The organism is Mesorhizobium sp. RCAM 05104 (assembly GCF_059683645.1).
Window position 1 is genome coordinate 5,538,747 of record NZ_CM185033.1, and the last position, 14,809, is coordinate 5,553,555.

The following is a 14,809-nucleotide window of genomic DNA, read 5'->3' on the forward strand; positions in this document are numbered from 1 at the left end:
ATGTTATTTCAATTTACATGCAGACTGTATGTTAATTAACGGAAGAAGGAAAGATGAAGACCACGAGCTATTATCCGGTGCTGATGACCGGCGACGTCACCGGCACGGCGGCCTTCTATGTCAAGCATTTCGGCTTCCAGCCGCTGTTCGAGAGCGACTGGTACGTGCATCTGCAATCGGTTGAGAACAAGCGTGTCAATCTCGGCATCGTCCAGGGCGACCATGAGACGATCCCGCAAGAGGGGCGGGGCCGCGCATCGGGCCTGCTGATCAATTTCGAAGTCCGTGACCCGGATGCGGTGCATGAGCGGATCCTGGCCGCCGGCCTGCCGATCCTGCGTTCCCTGCGCGACGAGCCCTTCGGCCAACGCCATTTCATCACCAGGGACCCCAATGGCGTGCTGATCGACGTCATCAAGCCGATCCCGCCGACCGAGGCGTTCTTGGCGCAATATGCGGAGGGCGCGGCGGGGGCTTGAGGAGCGCCTCAACTGGCCCTTGCCACCGGCGTCACCGTCACCTGGCTGACACCGCTGCGGCGTACCACCGTGCACAGCGTCTCGCGGCCGATGCGTTCGGCGTCGAGCATGCGCACGAGGTCGTCGACGCCGGTCACCGGGCGCCCGTCGATGGCGGCGATGATGTCGCCTTCCCTGAGGCCGGCCTTGGCCGCCGGGCCGTCCTTCTCGACGCTGCGCAGCCGCACCGCCGTGCTGGTCGATACCTGTGACAGAAGGGCGGCGCGGCGCGGCAGGTTGGCGGTGTCGGCCGAAACGCCGATGAAGGCGCGGCGCACGCGGCCGAAGCGGATGATCTCAGAGATGACGAAATTGGCGGTGTTGGAGGCGACCGCGAAAGCAATGCCCTGCGCGCCATGGATCATGGCGGTGTTGACGCCGATGACCTCGCCGGCCGACGACACCAGCGGCCCTCCGGAATTGCCGGGGTTGAGTGCCGCGTCGGTCTGGATGACGTCGTCGATCAGCCGGCCGGTCGAGGCACGCATCGAGCGGCCGAGCGCCGAGACGACGCCGGAGGTGACGGTCCATTCGAAGCCGAGCGGGTTGCCGATGGCAATGGCGATCTGGCCGCGGCGCAGGCGCTTGGAATCGCCAAGGGGTGCGACATCGGTAAAGCTGCCGTCGGCGCGCACCAGTGCGATGTCGGTGTCGGGATCGCGGCCAAGCACGCGGCCTTCGCCGGAGGCGCCGTCCGGCATCGAGACGCGCACCGTCCTGGCGTCGCCGACGACGTGGAAATTGGTCACGACCAACCCGTCCGGCGCGATGACGAAGCCGGAGCCATGGCCACCCTGACCGCCGATGCGCTCGATGCGGCAGACGGCCGGGCCGATGCGGTCGACGGCGTCGGCCACCGTCGTCGAATAGGCGTCGAGCAACGTGTCGTCGGATTCGAATTTGGCTGCGGCGAGGGCCATGGAAGGGCTCCGTGTTTTCAGGCTTGATCGTGACTATATGTGCGGAGCAGTCCAATCGGCCGCGACCTGACCAGATGGCCAGTCAAACCAGCAACTAGCCGTCAGGCGAGTACCTCTGAACACGCCGCCGAGCGATATCTGGGGCATGACAGAACCCAGGAGACCAATATGAGCGATTTCAATCTGAGCGCATTTTCCGACGCCATCGCCGATCTTGCCGCGAAGGCGGCACCGGTTACAGTGAGCCTGTCCACGCATCATCACCGCACGGTCACCGCCTTCCACTGGCGCGACGGCTATTTCGTCACCGCCGAGGAAGCCGTGGAAGCCGGCGAGGAGATCGAACTGACGCTGGCTTCGGGCGAGACGGTGAAGGCCGAACTGGTCGGCCGCGATCCCTCGACCGGTGTCGCCCTGCTGAAACCCGCAGATGCGGCCACCGCGCCCACGCTCGTCAAGGCGGACGCGGTACGGCCGGGCAATATCGCCATCGCCATCGGCAACAGCGACGGTTCCGCGCTGGCGGTGTCGGGCTCGGTCGGCGAGGTCGGCCCGACCTGGCGCTCGATGCGCGGCGGCACCATCGACCGGCGGCTCAATCTTGCCATCGGCGCCGGTGGCCGCTTCGAGGGCGGCCCGGTGCTCGACGCCAAGGGCGCACTGATCGGCATGCTTCTGTTCGGGCCGCGCGGCCGCGCGCTGGTCATGCCTTACGAGACGATCGAGCGGGCGGTGGCAACGCTGCGCGAAAAGGGTCATGTCGCGCGCGGCTATCTCGGCGCCGGCCTGCACCCGGTGCGCGACCGCGATGCGCGCGGTGCGATGGTGATGAGCCTCGACGACGATGGCCCGGCCAAGGCAGCCGGCCTCTCTCTCGGCGACATCATCGTGGCGTGGAACGGCGAGGCCGTGCACGGCCCGCGGGACTTGATCCGCAGGCTCGGGCCCGACAGCGCCGGCACTTCGGTGACGCTTGGCGTGGTGCGCGGCGGTGAACAACGTGATGTTCAACTCACCATCGGCGAAAAGCCGCTTTCCTGAGAGGATTGATGGACAGGCTCGCCAGCGACCGGATCACGGGTGACGGCACCGCCTCGCGGCGGCTGGTGGTGCTGATTGCGCTTGGCGACGCGGGCCGCGCCGAGGGCCTGTCCGCCGCTCTTGCTGCCAGCGATGACCTGTTGCCGGTCGTGGCAGGCGCCGCCGACGTCGCCATCGTTGACGACGGGAGCGGTGATGCCGTGCCGGCCTCCACGCCACGGGTGCTGTTGTCGGGGCGCTCCAACGTCGAGCGGCCTGCTGGCGAGGTGATGGCCATCCTGCCTGCAGGCGCGGATGATCAGCTGATCGCCGCGGCGGCGCGGCTGGCGGCGGCCGGCTATCGCGTCTCGGGCGATGGCGGAAGCAGGCGCCAGGAGGATTTCCATGCCGGCGAGGGCGAGCCGTTCGAGGATGAGACCTCCGACGAGCACGCCATGCGACCGACGCTGTCACCGCGCGAGGCGGAAGTGCTGGCGCTGCTGGCCGAAGGCGCGCCCAACAAGGTGATCGCGCGGCGGCTCAACATTTCCGTGCACACGGCAAAGTTCCACGTCGCCGCGATCCTGATCAAGCTCGGTGCCGCCAACCGCACCGACGCGATCGCCATCGCCATGCGGCAGGGCCTGGTGCTGGTCTGATATCGATCACACCGCCGCTTCGATGTCGGTCAGCCGAAAATCGTCGCCCTTGAACAGCAATGGCATGGCTTCAAGACGCGCCGTCGCATAGGCGATGCAGTCGCCGAAGTTCAGCGCTGCCGGATGCCGGCCCTTGCCGTAACGCAGGAAGGCCTGGCGGGCGACGGCGGCGTGGTCGGCGGTGAAGGCGATGGTTTCGATCGAGGCCGCGCGCAGGAAATCGTCGAGGCGATCAAGGATCTCATCCTGCCAGCCGCCAGCGAGCACCATGGTCGTTTCAAGAAGTGTGGGCGCCGCCAGCAATCGCCTTTTTGCCTGTGCGATCGCCAGCACGAAACGCTCATGGCCGGGCTCGGCGCGCAGGACCGCAACCAGGGCCGAGGAATCGATGATCATTTCGTCGGGATTCCGAACTCGTCGTAGCCGAGAATCTCGTCGTCGGTCATGGCGCCTTCACGTTTGGGAACTTTTCCGGCCCTGTCGGAGATCGCCATCAACCGTTGAAAAAGGTCGCTGGTTTCGTCGCGCGGCACCAGCCGCTCGCGCGCTACCTCGCGCGCGAGACTCTGGCGGATCGCCTCCGTCACCGATACGCGGCGACGACGCGCGAGTTCGCGCGCCAGTTGCTCGACTTCCGTGTTCTTGATCGACAGTGCCATTCTATATTCTACCTATTCGTATGGAATATATACCGAGCACCAGGTAAATCCAACAGGTTTCAAGCGGAGGCCCCGCCAGCCTCCGCAGCGTCACCATGGCTTCCCGCCGCAAGCTCTTGTATCCGGCAGCGGCGCGGGCAAGGATCGCGTGAAGAGGCACAGGGAGGCGGAGGAAAAATGTCGCTCAAGGGAAAGACGCTGTTCATCTCCGGCGGGTCGCGCGGCATCGGGCTGGCGATCGCGCTGCGCGCCGCGCGGGACGGCGCCAATGTGACGATCGCCGCCAAGACCGCCGAGCCGCATCCGAAGCTGCCGGGCACGATCTATACGGCGGCGCAGGAGATCGAGCAGGCCGGCGGCAAGGCGCTGCCGGTGCTGTGCGACATCCGCGAGGAGGCACAGGTCGCCGAAGCGGTTTCAAGGACCGTCGAGAAATTCGGCGGCATCGACATCTGCGTCAACAATGCCAGCGCCATCCAGCTTACCGGCACGCTGGAGACCGACATGAAGCGCTATGATTTGATGCACCAGATCAACACGCGCGGCACGTTCCTGGTGTCTAAAATGTGCATTCCGCACCTGAAGTTGGCAAAGAATCCTCACATCCTGAATCTGGCGCCGCCGCTCGACATGAAGGCCAAGTGGTTCAAGAACCACGTTGCCTACACCATGGCCAAGTTCGGCATGTCGATGTGCACGCTGGGCATGAGCGCGGAGTTCGCCAAGGACGGCATCGCGGTCAATTCGCTGTGGCCGATCTCGACCATCGACACGGCGGCGGTACGCAATCTGCTGGGTGGCGCGACGGTCGCGGCGATGAGCCGTTCACCCGACATCATGGCCGACGCCGCGCATGCCATCTTCATGCGGCCGTCGCGTGAAACGACCGGCAATTTCTACATCGACGAGGAGGTGCTGCGCGCCGAGGGCGTCACGGATTTTTCGATCTATGCGCCGGGCGCGACTGGGCCGCTGGCCGGTGACTTTTTCGTGCCGGACGAGGTGTTCGCCCGGACGGACAGCAAGATCAAGAGCATCTATTAGGCAGGCCGGCTTGCCACCTGCAAGTCGCCGAGCCGGGGAAAGCCTTGCTCATACAAGGCGATAGGGCGTCGATCCTGCCGGAATGATTCAACATCCGGCAGGCGCTCAGCCCTCGTCCTTCTTGGCCTTGCCCAGGCCCATCAGCCGGTCGATATAGGCGAGCATCAGCGCCGAGACGACGAAGGTGAGGTGGATGATGGTCAGCCACATCAACTGGTCGGTCGTATAGGAGACCGAGTTCAGGAACACCTGCAGCAAATGGATCGACGAGATCGCCACGATGGTCGAGGCGACCTTGACCTTCAGCGAGCCGACGTCGATCGTGCCCAGCCAGTGGACCTTGCCGTCATTCTCGTCGAAACGGCTGACGAAATTCTCGTAGCCCGAGATGATGACCATCACCACCAGCGAAGCGACCAGTGCGGCATCGATCAGGCCGAGCATCTTCAGGATGGTGTCGGTGTCGCCGAGCGTGAAGGCCACGGTGACGAACTCATAGAGCTTCTTGCCGAACGACAGCGCGTAGATCGCCAACGCCACGCCAAGACCGAGATAGAAGACGACCAGCAGCCAGCGCGAGGCAAGAATGATCGATTCGATGGCCAGTTCGAGACGCTTCATGAGTGATTCCGGTCGACTTTCCCCAGGGGTGCGGGCCGTATTTCGGTCAGGTCGCCCCTGTTTGCAAGACAAAGTTTGCCAGGCAAAAAAGCCCCGCCGGAGAGGGACCGGCGGGGCTCAATGCGTCCCGCTGGAGTCGGGACGGGGCAGGGAACGCCCAGTCCTGAATCTGGGGTAGGCAAGTCCGCGATTCAATGCCCGGATACAATTCCTGTTGAACCGCGGATTGCGTTCGTAGTCCTGTCCATCCCGGCGAGCCGGGATGGACTTTTCTCTGGTGGTCTGATTCCAGAAGCTCCTTCAAGCCTTTGGAAAAACGCCCTAATTGTTGCTGGCGACAGGCGCCACCAGCGAGGTGATGCGGCGGATGGCGACGCGCCGGTTCTCACGGTTTGGCGCTGGCGTGTTGACCTTCAGATATTCCTCGCCATAGCCCTGTGTCGTCAGGTTCTCCGGCGGGATGCCGAAGGCGTTGGTGAGCGCCTCCGCCACCGCTTCGGCGCGACGGTCGGACAGAGCAAGATTCGCCTCCGGCGTGCCGACGGCGTCGGTATGGCCTTCGATCAGGAAGGTCTCGGCCGGATTCTTCTTCAACAGCTTGTCCATGGCGCTGGCAACGCCTTCGAGCTTCTGCACTTCGGTGTCGGAGATCGAGGACGAACCGAACTCGAAGTTCAGCGTGTCGAGATCCACGCGGCGTGCAATGTCGCGCACGCGGGCCGAACGCTTGACCTCGTCGATCGAGTAGAGACGCTGGACCCTCTCGACCGGAGGCTGGTCGAGGAAGGTGTAGTAGTCGTCCGGGCTCTCGACGTCCTCGGAATTGAGGATGTAGTCACGGCGTGGGATGGTCAGCCGCATCGGCGGCAGATCGTCGCCGGGATCGCGCCAGTCGCCATCATCCTGATAGCTCCGCTCGTCGACATAGCTCAGCACATATTCGCGGCCATCGGGCGTGATGCGCGAACGCTGGATAACGTCGCCGTAACGGTTGCGAATGGTGACGATCCGCACGCCATTGCCGCGCTCGACGGTCTCGCGCGTCCGGCCCTGCGGCAGATCCTCGTAATAGACATCCTTGGCGCCGCGGTTCATGCGCGGGGCATCGTTGCTCTGGACCATCGTCTGGCCGCCGAGCTGGATGATGACGCGGTCGCCGATCTCCTTCAGCACGTCGACGCCCTTCGGGCGGCGGCGGTCGCGGATGTTCTCGTCGGGCGCGCGATCGAGGCGCGTGCCCTTTTCCTCCGTCACCGGGACGATCTTCTCGGGCTTGATCTCCTGCTGAGCGGCCTTGTCGTCGGCTGGCGGCGGTCCCTGGTCGACGGGAGCGACCGCCGGCTTGCGGCCCTGAGTGCCACCTTGCTGGGCGTCCTGCCCGCCATTCTGCTGCTCGCCAGTCTGCTGGGCGTTCTGCTTCCTGCCGCCCTTACGCACGGCATCCTTCTGGCTGTCCAGAATGGGGGCCGCATTGGGATCGGCGGGTGCTTCGCCCTGCACGGGGTTTTCACCCTGGACAGGTGCTGCCTTGTCGCCACTGGCCGGTTGCCTGCCGATGGCTGGCTGTTCTCCGGTTACCGGCTTCTCACCAATGGCGGGTTGCTCACCTGTGGCGGGCTGTTCACCCGTGGCCGGCTGCTCGCCAACCGGTTTCTTGCCGTGCTTCTTTCTCTTGTCCTGCGGCTGGTCACTCTGGAGCGCGGGCTGTTCGCCGGCAGGAGCCGGTTCGACCTTGGGCGTGGCTTCCCCGGCAGGAGCTGCCTTCTGGGTCGGCGTCGGCGCGACGGCCGGTTCGGCCGGCTGGGTCTGCTGGTCCTGCTTGCGCTTCTTGCGCGGATTGGCCTGATCGGCCGGCTGGTTGTCGTTGGCGGGCGCCACCTCGCCGGCGGGGGCCTGTCCTGCCGGAGCGGTTTCGATCTGCTGTTGCTGATCGCGCTTCTTCTTGCGCGGCTTCAACTGCTGTTCATCGACAGCGGGAGCAGCCTGTTGCGCTGGCGCTGCTTCGGCTGGCGCCTGCTCGGTCTGCTGCTGCTGGTCACGCTTCTTCTTGCGCGGCTGCTGTTGTTCGGCCGCCGGAGCGGCCTGTTCGGCTGGCGCGGCTTCGATCTGCTGCTGCTGATCGCGCTTCTTCCTGCGTGGCTGCTGCTCGGGCTGCGCCTGCTGATCGGCGGGTGCCTGCTCGGTCTGCTGCTGCTGGTCACGCTTCTTGCGCGGGGGCTGCTCGCCTTGCGCGGGCTGCTCCGCCTGGGCAGGCTGGGCCTGTTCCTGCTTTTTCTTGGGGCCCCTTTGCTTCAGCGCACAGGCTTCGGCCGATTCGCCCTCGGCGCACGCGGCCTGCGCTAAAATGAATGGGGCTGACGTTCGCTGGGCCAGGCCGAATGCGGCATTGCCTTGCAGCGGGTACGCGCCCAACGGCGCGGATGCCATCAGCAGGCCAAGTGCGGTGCCTGCCAGAATCCGTGGTTGGCGTTTCATCGAGAATTCTCCTTGTGGGGTCCCATCCTTGCCGTAACCGATCTTGCGCCGATTGGTTCCGGTTGCGCCGGGATTAGAGGCCGTACAGGGCGATTGGCCGGCCTTTTGAAGGCAACTTCGTGTCATTTGGCTGGCGACCGCCGCATTCTGGCTGTTGCGGCGCTTGACCTTGCCGGCGGCCGGGGCCACATCCCGGAAATGGAAACACCCTTCTGGAAGACCAAGACGCTGGAGGCGATGAGCCCGGCCGAGTGGGAGTCGCTGTGCGACGGCTGCGGCAAATGCTGCCTGTCGAAGCTCGAGGACGAGGATACCGGCGAAATCTACTGGACCAGCGTCGGTTGCCGGTTGTTCGACGCGCAGACCTGTCGCTGCTCGGACTATGCTAACCGGCTGGCGCGCGTTAGCGACTGCGTCGGGCTGACGCCGCGCAATGTCCGCACCATCAGCTGGCTGCCCAGCACCTGTGCCTACCGGCTGGTGGCCGAGGGCCGTGATCTCTACTGGTGGCACCGGCTGGTGTCGGGCAGTGCCGAGACCGTGCATGAGGCCGGCATCTCGATGCGCGGCCGGGTCAAGGCGAGCGAGACCGACCTTGCCGAGCCGGAAGATTATTTCGACTATATGCTGGACGAGGAACCGTAGGGCCGGCGTTTAGACGACTGGCCTGATCGTGCGCCATCGACGCAGGAGACCGTCGCAAGTCGGGAACCGGCGCGAGAAAAAAGCGTTGGGGGCCATTGTTCGAAAACCGACGAAGATCGAGAAGCGGCCAGCAATTTCCCTTTTCCCGCCACATGAACCGCGGATGAACGGCGAGTTCGTAAATGGTTCAGACAGGCTGGTGCATTCTCCCCCCATCGATTTCACGAGGACGGGCGAAAGCCCGCAACAAGGAGAGAAGACCATGTTCAATACGATAAAGACGGCGGCCCTCTCGGCCCTGATCGGCCTCGGCACGCTGGCGGCCATGCCCGCCCATGCCGACAGCCTCTATCTCGGCTTCGGCAACAACAACGACCCACGCTTCGGCGTCTATGCCGGTGATGATGGCTACCGCCATCGCCGTGACGAACGCCGTGACTGGCGCCGTGGCTGTTCGCCGGAGCGCGCCCTCGACAAGGCCGAGCGCATGGGCCTCTACCGGGCCCGCATCGTCGACGTGAGCCGCCGCACGGTCAAGGTGATGGGCCGCCAGGATGGCGACCGCGTCGTCATCGTGTTCGCCAACGAGCGTGGCTGCCCGGTTATTTATCGCTGAGGGCAGGTTCGGCATGATCCTCTGCGAGGATCAGCCGGGAGTTTGGAGGCATGATCTTCTCTAGAGATCAGCCCGGAAGCATCATCTTCTGCGAAGATCACCCAGAGGCATGATGCTCTGCAAAGGTCGGTAGCGGCATGATCCTCTGCGAGGATCAGCCCGGACTAGCGGAGCCCCTTTCCACTTGAAGGGTGTGGCTCGAAAAAACCTCGCGGGAGCAATCCCGCGGGGTTTTTCATGCACATTGGCCGATGCCCTCCCGTGGCCAAACGAAGCCCGGCCACGGGTCGGCAGAGCGGGTTATTTCAGTTCGAAGGTGACGGTCACCTGGACGTTGTAGGAGTTCTCGCCGGCCTGTACCGGAACCGGGGCGCCGGCCGCGGCATCGAAGGCCTTGGCGTTGATCGGCATCGGCGACGGCGCGATGTTCTGGTCGGTGATTTCGAGCACCCGGCCGAGGCTGACGCCGGCGGCTTCGGCCAGCGTCTTGGCCTTGGCCATGGCGTTGGCGACCGCCTTCTTGCGGGCCTCGGTGACGGTGGCCGCCGGGTCGTCATTGGTGAAGGCGATGCCGCCGCCCTGGTTGACGCCGAGCGACACCGCCTTGTCGAGAATCTCGCCGGTCTTGTCGACGTCCCGCACGCGCACCGAAAGCGTGTTGGTCACCTGATAGGCGACGAGTTCGGCTTCCTGGCTGCCGTCCGGCTTGTTGGTGTAGTTGTAGCGCGGATTGATCTGGATGCCGGCGGTCTGCAGGTCGCGGTCCTTGATGCCGGCCGACTTCATCGCCGCGATCACGGCGGCCATGGCGTCGTTGTTGGCGTCGAGCGCGGCGCGCGCCGTCTTGGCTTCGCGCATGACGCTGAGCGTCAAGACCGCCAGATCGGGGGCCACGGTTGCTTCGCCTTCGCCGCTGACAACGATGCGGGGCGGCGTCGGCAAGTCGGCGGCTCCAGCCATCGCCGGAAAAGCGATCGCGGCGGCGAGCGCGAGGGGCAAAAGGTGTCTGGTCATGAAAATCTCCTTGGTCGGCGATCAAGTCGCACGGCTCGCGTAGAGCGCGATTATGGGTTGATTTGGGCGATCTCGGAAAGCCCGTCGGGAAAGCCTTGTGCCGCGATGCGAAAAACATTAATCCAGCCCGCGTGGGGCCTGTAGCTCAATGGTTAGAGCCGGCGGCTCATAACCGCTTGGTTGGGGGTTCGAGTCCCTCCGGGCCCACCATAACCATTGATTTTGTTGCCAAAATTCGGATCGGCCCAAAACGTTCTGGGCCCATTGTGGGCCGCCGGCGCCTCGGTTCGGTTGCGGGTCCTTCCCTGCTGTTTGTTAATCGCGTTCCAAAAACGGCTCGCAGACTTCATCAACCATCGGTTTTGTAATTCGCCGGATCAATCAGCTAACGCGTTGGAAAGCCGCGATGTTTTTCAAAGCCGGGTTTTAGGGGGATACGCACGGGTAAATGTGCCGCCTTAGCTCAGATGGTAGAGCAGTAGTTTTGTAAACTATTGGTCGGAGGTTCGAGTCCTTCAGGCGGCCAAAAGCGGACAATGCTGCTGCAGCGGCTGAGGTCGCGGTTGCCTAGGTCGTGAACTCACAAATGCGGGATGACCGAGATGGGGTGGGACAACGGCCTGTCCGCTTCTGGCGATCACAAGGGACAAGCCGGTCATCGGGTGGATGTCGGGTAATAGCCTTAGCCCTTTGTTTTGAAAGCACCTGAGGTTAGCGTTCGCACTGGGAGATCTTTTGTTTCTTGATTCTTCTGGCTATTATCGACAAAGCGGACCGCGTAATAATTTGGCAACCACCACAGAATTTTCTCCACGGGGCCGTCAGTCACCGCTTGGCGCTAGCGGCGCAAGGCATGGTAATGAAGCAGGCATGACCACAAATACCGGCCATGGTTTGCATTCTCGGATGATATCTTGCTTCCGCCGGCCCGCTGGCGGTTTGGCCATCGTGTTGTTCATTATTATTCTCATTATTTATATCGCGATCAACATCTCGTTGACCCCTTAACAACAGCACAAGGCTGGAACTGCCGCCCTGCGGCTCAATCGCGTGGGGCGCCGCTGCCGCCGGTGTGACATTGGTGCTACAATTACATGATATGCCCGGCGTGATCCGGCATAGCCAACAGAACTCCCTCTGCGTTCGGCCGCTGTGCCGCGCATTGGCAAGACACCTCAGAGGGTCGGCGACGGTCAGCTTGGGGGACTACGTCCTCAGGGATTGGCGACGCCGATGCCAGGAGGTCCTTGGTTGTGCGAAGCCTCATGGAATCGTCAGGATAGCTAGGCACTGGGGCACATCGTCCGTCCAGTGGTAGCCACAGAAGACGGCGCATCCTCGCCCGGCGGCGGCGCATTTACCGCCAGTCCGCCACGGCCTGAGAAGCCTCAATGAGAAGCTTGGCATTCTCAGGCTTCGCATCAAGTCTGCCTTTCTCGATGTCGAGTGCTAGTTCTACAACGCGCTTATTGACCGGAGCTTCCCGTCCGTGGCTCTTGAGAATGTCAGCCACCCAGCCGTTCACTTCCTGAACCTCGGCGCGGCGGCCCTTTCGCCAATCCTGCAGCGACGTGGTCAGCGTGTCCGGTTTGGAAAAGGTAGTGAGCACCTCTTCGAAGATTCGGTCGACATAGCGCTCGGGGTGGTTCTGGGTCATGGGCGGCATGCCGATGATCGGGACGATCTTGGCACCGTCGGCCAGCGCGGCGTTCATAGCCTCATAACCCGCTGCCCGCATGACTTCGAGCATGCCCGGCGCCCGTGCGGCGTCGGCTAGCGGCAGGTTGACGATCGCCGAAGGGATTAGCTCGGCGGCATTCACCACCAGTTTCATCCACTTGGCGGAATGGATGTCCTCGGTGACCTCTACCCTTCCGGAATTTCGGAGCAGCTCGGCAACCACTTCCACGCGAGCCTGGGTGATCGGATCGAGGGCGCCGAGGGCGAACCAGGAGGTATCATGGTCGTTTTGCCGGTTGGTGATTCCGGGAGTGAACATGTTGGAGGCGATCTCGATGACGGCGCCTACGGTTCGCTCCCGGCCTACGATTCCGGCGATGTCCTCGTGCGTCATGCCATTCTGGAGCCCAACGATGAGGCCATCGGGTGCGAGACAGGACGAGATCAATTGGGTGGCCCACTTGGTGTCGTAGGCTTTGACGATGAGGAACACCAGGTCGAACGGCTCCTTGACCTCGGCGACTTGGCAGAGATGCAGCACCGGGACTCTTGCGTTGATCGTTCTGGTAGGTAGGTTGACCGTGATGCCATGTGCGCGGATCGCGTCCACATGCTCAGGCCACTGCTCGATGAATGTCACGTCGAGGCCGGCGAGGGCGAAATCGGCGCCTATCGACGCGCCCTGGGCGCCCGTTCCCAAAAAAGCGATGCGTGGGCCACGCTCCCAGGTCATGAATGCCTCCTCCATTGTCCATTTCGACCCTCCGCCGTGACGGAGATCAGAACAGCCACGCTGGCCCCAGCGCTCTGCGGATGCTCGACGGAAGATTCTCAAATTGGGAAAATTGCAGAACTGAAGCCTCGGCTTTGTCTGGCAAATTCCACGTCTGACAAGGTCGCCCTTGAGGAGAGGCGCGGGAGGAACCGGTTAAACAATGAAAGATTCAAGAGCTGGCCCTCGGCAGGGCGGAGCGTTGCCAAATGACGATATCGGCGTCGAAACGCGCCTTGAAATGTTTCGGCTTCAAGTCGAGATCAGGGACTGCGAAAAGCGGGCCCACGACCTCTTCCTGCAGAATCTCGTCAAAGGCACCAGCCACCTGTCACTCGGCCAGGAAGCGATCGCGGCGGCCTTTGGGACCGCGATGCAGCCGGGCGACAAGTCCTTCTGCACCTACCGTGGCCATGCGCACACGCTGGCGCGCGGCGTGGGCATGGAGAAGATGCTCGGTGAGCTGATGCTGCGTGACATCGGCCTGATGCGGGGCAAGGGCGGATCGATGCATCTGACCTCGGTCGAACATGGTGTGATGGGCTCGTACGCCATCATCGGTGCGCATCTGCCAATCGCGTGCGGTTCGGCCTGGAGGGCGCAGTATCTCGGCGACGGAGATGTTTCCGTCTGCTTCTTCGGCGACGGGACGACCAACATCGGCGCTTTCCACGAGGCGCTCAATTTCGCGGCCGTCTGGAAGCTCCCGGTCGTCTTCGTCTGCGAGAACAATCTGTACATGGAATACACACCGATCGCCGATGTAACGGCGGTTGCGCATCCCGCCGCGGATCGTGCGGCGGCCTATGGACTGGAGCGGATTGTCATCGACGGCAATGATGCCGACGTCGTCTACCGCACGGCGATCGCGGCCCTGGAAAAGGCCCGGGTAGGGGACGGGCCTTCCCTCATTGAATGCCTGACCTATCGGCATTCCGGTCATTCCCGAGCCGATCCCGCCAAGTACAGGCCGGAGGGCGAACTGGATCGCTGGCTCGAGCGCGACCCCGTCAAGATCTACCGCCAGCGCCTCCTCGATTTCGGTATCGCCCCGGAAGAAATTGCCCGGATCGAGGAGCGGAGCCGAGAGAAAGTCGACGAAGCCACGGCCGCCTGCAAGGCTTCGCCGCCAGCGCCAGAGGCGCTCCTGACTGCCGATGTTTACGACGATGGAGGCTGGGCATGGCGGAACTGACCTATCGCGACGCGGTCGCGCGTGCCATCGCCCAGGAAATGCGTCGTGACGAGCGCGTGGTGTTCCTCGGCGAGGATGTCGCCAAGGCCGGCGGCGTGTTCAAGGCCACTGTCGGTCTTCTGGAGGAATTCGGCCCGCGTCGGGTCCGCGACACGCCGATATCGGAACAGGCCATTCTCGGCGCGGCGATGGGGGCGGCCATGACCGGTCTGCGCCCGATCGCCGAGATCATGTTTTCGGAGTTCATGGCCGTGTGCTTCGACTATGTAGCCAACGAATTTCCAAAGACGCGCTACATGACCAACGGCCAGCTGTCCGTGCCGCTCGTGGTGCGCACCGGCAACGGAGGGGGCGTTCGCTTCGGCGCGCAGCACTCGCAGTCCATCGAGAACTGGTCGATGATGATCCCGGGCCTCAAGGTCGTGGCACCGTCCTCGCCGATCGATGTGATCGGCCTGATGGCGGCTGCGGTGCGTGACAACAATCCAGTGATCTTCCACGAGCATAAGGCGCTCTATGCCGTGAAGGGCGAGGTGCCGGACGGGGAAATCGTCGACACGCTCGGCACGGCGAAGATCCTGCGCGCCGGCAAGGACTGCACGATTGTTGCGCTGGCCATGATGGTGCCTCGGGCGTTGGAAGCGGCCGACCGGCTTTCCAGGGACCACGGGATCGATGCCGAGGTGATCGACGTGCGCTGCCTGGTGCCGCTCGACACCCAGGCGATCCTCGCTTCGGTGGTCAAGACCGGAAGATTGTTCACCGTCGAAGAGAACCCCCGCCTGTGCGGCTGGGGCGCCGAGATCGTCTCCATCGTGGCGGACGAGGTGTTCTGGGATCTCGACGGACCCTGCGTCCGGATCACCACTCCGCACATTCCGCTGCCTGCCGCCGACCATCTCGAAGACATTGCCCTTCCAACGGCTGATCGGATCGTCGAGCGCGTCAGCCGCGTCATGAACGGGGACTGA

General features: G+C 63.6%; 15 protein-coding genes and 2 tRNA genes. 10 read left to right on the forward strand and 7 right to left on the reverse strand.

Going from position 1 to position 14,809, the window contains the following annotated elements:
* The first annotated feature begins 53 nt into the window (after positions 1–53).
* A complete protein-coding gene (locus AC56QP_RS27125; protein ID WP_489862687.1) occupies positions 54–479 on the forward strand; it encodes a VOC family protein in 426 nt (141 codons plus the stop codon).
* Between the two features lie 8 nt (positions 480–487).
* Here AC56QP_RS27125 and AC56QP_RS27130 read toward each other — a convergent pair whose 3' ends face one another.
* The gene (locus AC56QP_RS27130; RefSeq protein WP_489862686.1) at positions 488–1,438 is read right to left on the reverse strand and encodes a S1C family serine protease; all 951 of its coding nucleotides are present in this window, start codon (positions 1,436–1,438) and stop codon (positions 488–490) included.
* A gap of 168 nt (positions 1,439–1,606) precedes the next feature.
* Here AC56QP_RS27130 and AC56QP_RS27135 point away from each other — a divergent pair, with 168 nt between their 5' ends.
* Both AC56QP_RS27135 and AC56QP_RS27140 read left to right on the forward strand, forming a co-directional pair.
* Entirely contained in the window at positions 1,607–2,479 is an 873-nt protein-coding gene (locus AC56QP_RS27135; RefSeq protein WP_489862685.1) for a S1C family serine protease, read from the forward strand.
* Between the two features lie 8 nt (positions 2,480–2,487).
* Positions 2,488–3,117 carry a helix-turn-helix transcriptional regulator gene (locus AC56QP_RS27140; RefSeq protein WP_489862684.1) on the forward strand — a complete coding sequence of 210 codons (630 nt, stop codon included), beginning with the start codon at positions 2,488–2,490 and terminating at the stop codon, positions 3,115–3,117.
* A 6-nt stretch (positions 3,118–3,123) separates the two neighbouring features.
* Here the strand turns inward: AC56QP_RS27140 and AC56QP_RS27145 are convergent, their stop codons facing one another.
* Both AC56QP_RS27145 and AC56QP_RS27150 read right to left on the reverse strand, forming a co-directional pair.
* Positions 3,124–3,513 carry a type II toxin-antitoxin system VapC family toxin gene (locus AC56QP_RS27145; RefSeq protein ID WP_489862683.1) on the reverse strand — a complete coding sequence of 130 codons (390 nt, stop codon included), beginning with the start codon at positions 3,511–3,513 and terminating at the stop codon, positions 3,124–3,126.
* Complete coding sequence (locus AC56QP_RS27150) at positions 3,510–3,776, reverse strand: type II toxin-antitoxin system VapB family antitoxin (protein ID WP_489862682.1); 267 nt, start codon at positions 3,774–3,776, stop codon at positions 3,510–3,512. Before AC56QP_RS27150 ends, AC56QP_RS27145 begins: the two co-directional genes overlap by 4 nt.
* A 177-nt stretch (positions 3,777–3,953) precedes the next feature.
* Here AC56QP_RS27150 and AC56QP_RS27155 point away from each other — a divergent pair, with 177 nt between their 5' ends.
* Positions 3,954–4,820 carry an SDR family oxidoreductase gene (locus AC56QP_RS27155; protein WP_489862681.1) on the forward strand — a complete coding sequence of 289 codons (867 nt, stop codon included), beginning with the start codon at positions 3,954–3,956 and terminating at the stop codon, positions 4,818–4,820.
* A 105-nt stretch (positions 4,821–4,925) separates the two neighbouring features.
* Here the strand turns inward: AC56QP_RS27155 and AC56QP_RS27160 are convergent, their stop codons facing one another.
* Positions 4,926–5,441 (reverse strand): TIGR00645 family protein, encoded by a 516-nt coding sequence (locus AC56QP_RS27160; RefSeq protein ID WP_091581741.1) that lies wholly within the window; start codon positions 5,439–5,441, stop codon positions 4,926–4,928.
* 321 nt (positions 5,442–5,762) lie between these two features.
* Positions 5,763–7,916, reverse strand: coding sequence for an OmpA family protein (locus tag AC56QP_RS27165; RefSeq protein WP_489862680.1), 2,154 nt, complete (start codon positions 7,914–7,916; stop codon positions 5,763–5,765).
* A 198-nt stretch (positions 7,917–8,114) separates the two neighbouring features.
* On the opposite strand from AC56QP_RS27165, the gene AC56QP_RS27170 reads away from it, so the two are divergent.
* The gene (locus AC56QP_RS27170) at positions 8,115–8,561 is read left to right on the forward strand and encodes a YcgN family cysteine cluster protein (RefSeq protein WP_489863506.1); all 447 of its coding nucleotides are present in this window, start codon (positions 8,115–8,117) and stop codon (positions 8,559–8,561) included.
* A 262-nt stretch (positions 8,562–8,823) separates the two neighbouring features.
* Positions 8,824–9,177, forward strand: a complete 354-nt coding sequence (locus AC56QP_RS27175) for a hypothetical protein (RefSeq protein WP_489862679.1) — start codon at positions 8,824–8,826, stop codon at positions 9,175–9,177.
* Positions 9,178–9,477: 300 nt separating this feature from the next.
* Here the strand turns inward: AC56QP_RS27175 and AC56QP_RS27180 are convergent, their stop codons facing one another.
* Complete coding sequence (locus tag AC56QP_RS27180; RefSeq protein ID WP_489862678.1) at positions 9,478–10,191, reverse strand: SIMPL domain-containing protein; 714 nt, start codon at positions 10,189–10,191, stop codon at positions 9,478–9,480.
* A gap of 134 nt (positions 10,192–10,325) precedes the next feature.
* On the opposite strand from AC56QP_RS27180, the gene AC56QP_RS27185 reads away from it, so the two are divergent.
* Positions 10,326–10,401, forward strand: a tRNA-Ile gene (locus AC56QP_RS27185).
* Between the two features lie 242 nt (positions 10,402–10,643).
* Positions 10,644–10,716 (forward strand) — tRNA-Thr (locus tag AC56QP_RS27190).
* An 832-nt stretch (positions 10,717–11,548) separates the two neighbouring features.
* Here the strand turns inward: AC56QP_RS27190 and AC56QP_RS27195 are convergent.
* On the reverse strand, positions 11,549–12,604 hold the full coding sequence (locus AC56QP_RS27195; RefSeq protein WP_489862677.1) for a ketopantoate reductase family protein: 1,056 nt from the start codon (positions 12,602–12,604) through the stop codon (positions 11,549–11,551).
* A gap of 280 nt (positions 12,605–12,884) precedes the next feature.
* On the opposite strand from AC56QP_RS27195, the gene AC56QP_RS27200 reads away from it, so the two are divergent.
* Both AC56QP_RS27200 and AC56QP_RS27205 read left to right on the forward strand, forming a co-directional pair.
* Positions 12,885–13,838, forward strand: a complete 954-nt coding sequence (locus AC56QP_RS27200) for a thiamine pyrophosphate-dependent dehydrogenase E1 component subunit alpha (protein WP_497103703.1) — start codon at positions 12,885–12,887, stop codon at positions 13,836–13,838.
* Entirely contained in the window at positions 13,826–14,809 is a 984-nt protein-coding gene (locus AC56QP_RS27205; RefSeq protein ID WP_489862675.1) for an alpha-ketoacid dehydrogenase subunit beta, read from the forward strand. Before AC56QP_RS27200 ends, AC56QP_RS27205 begins: the two co-directional genes overlap by 13 nt.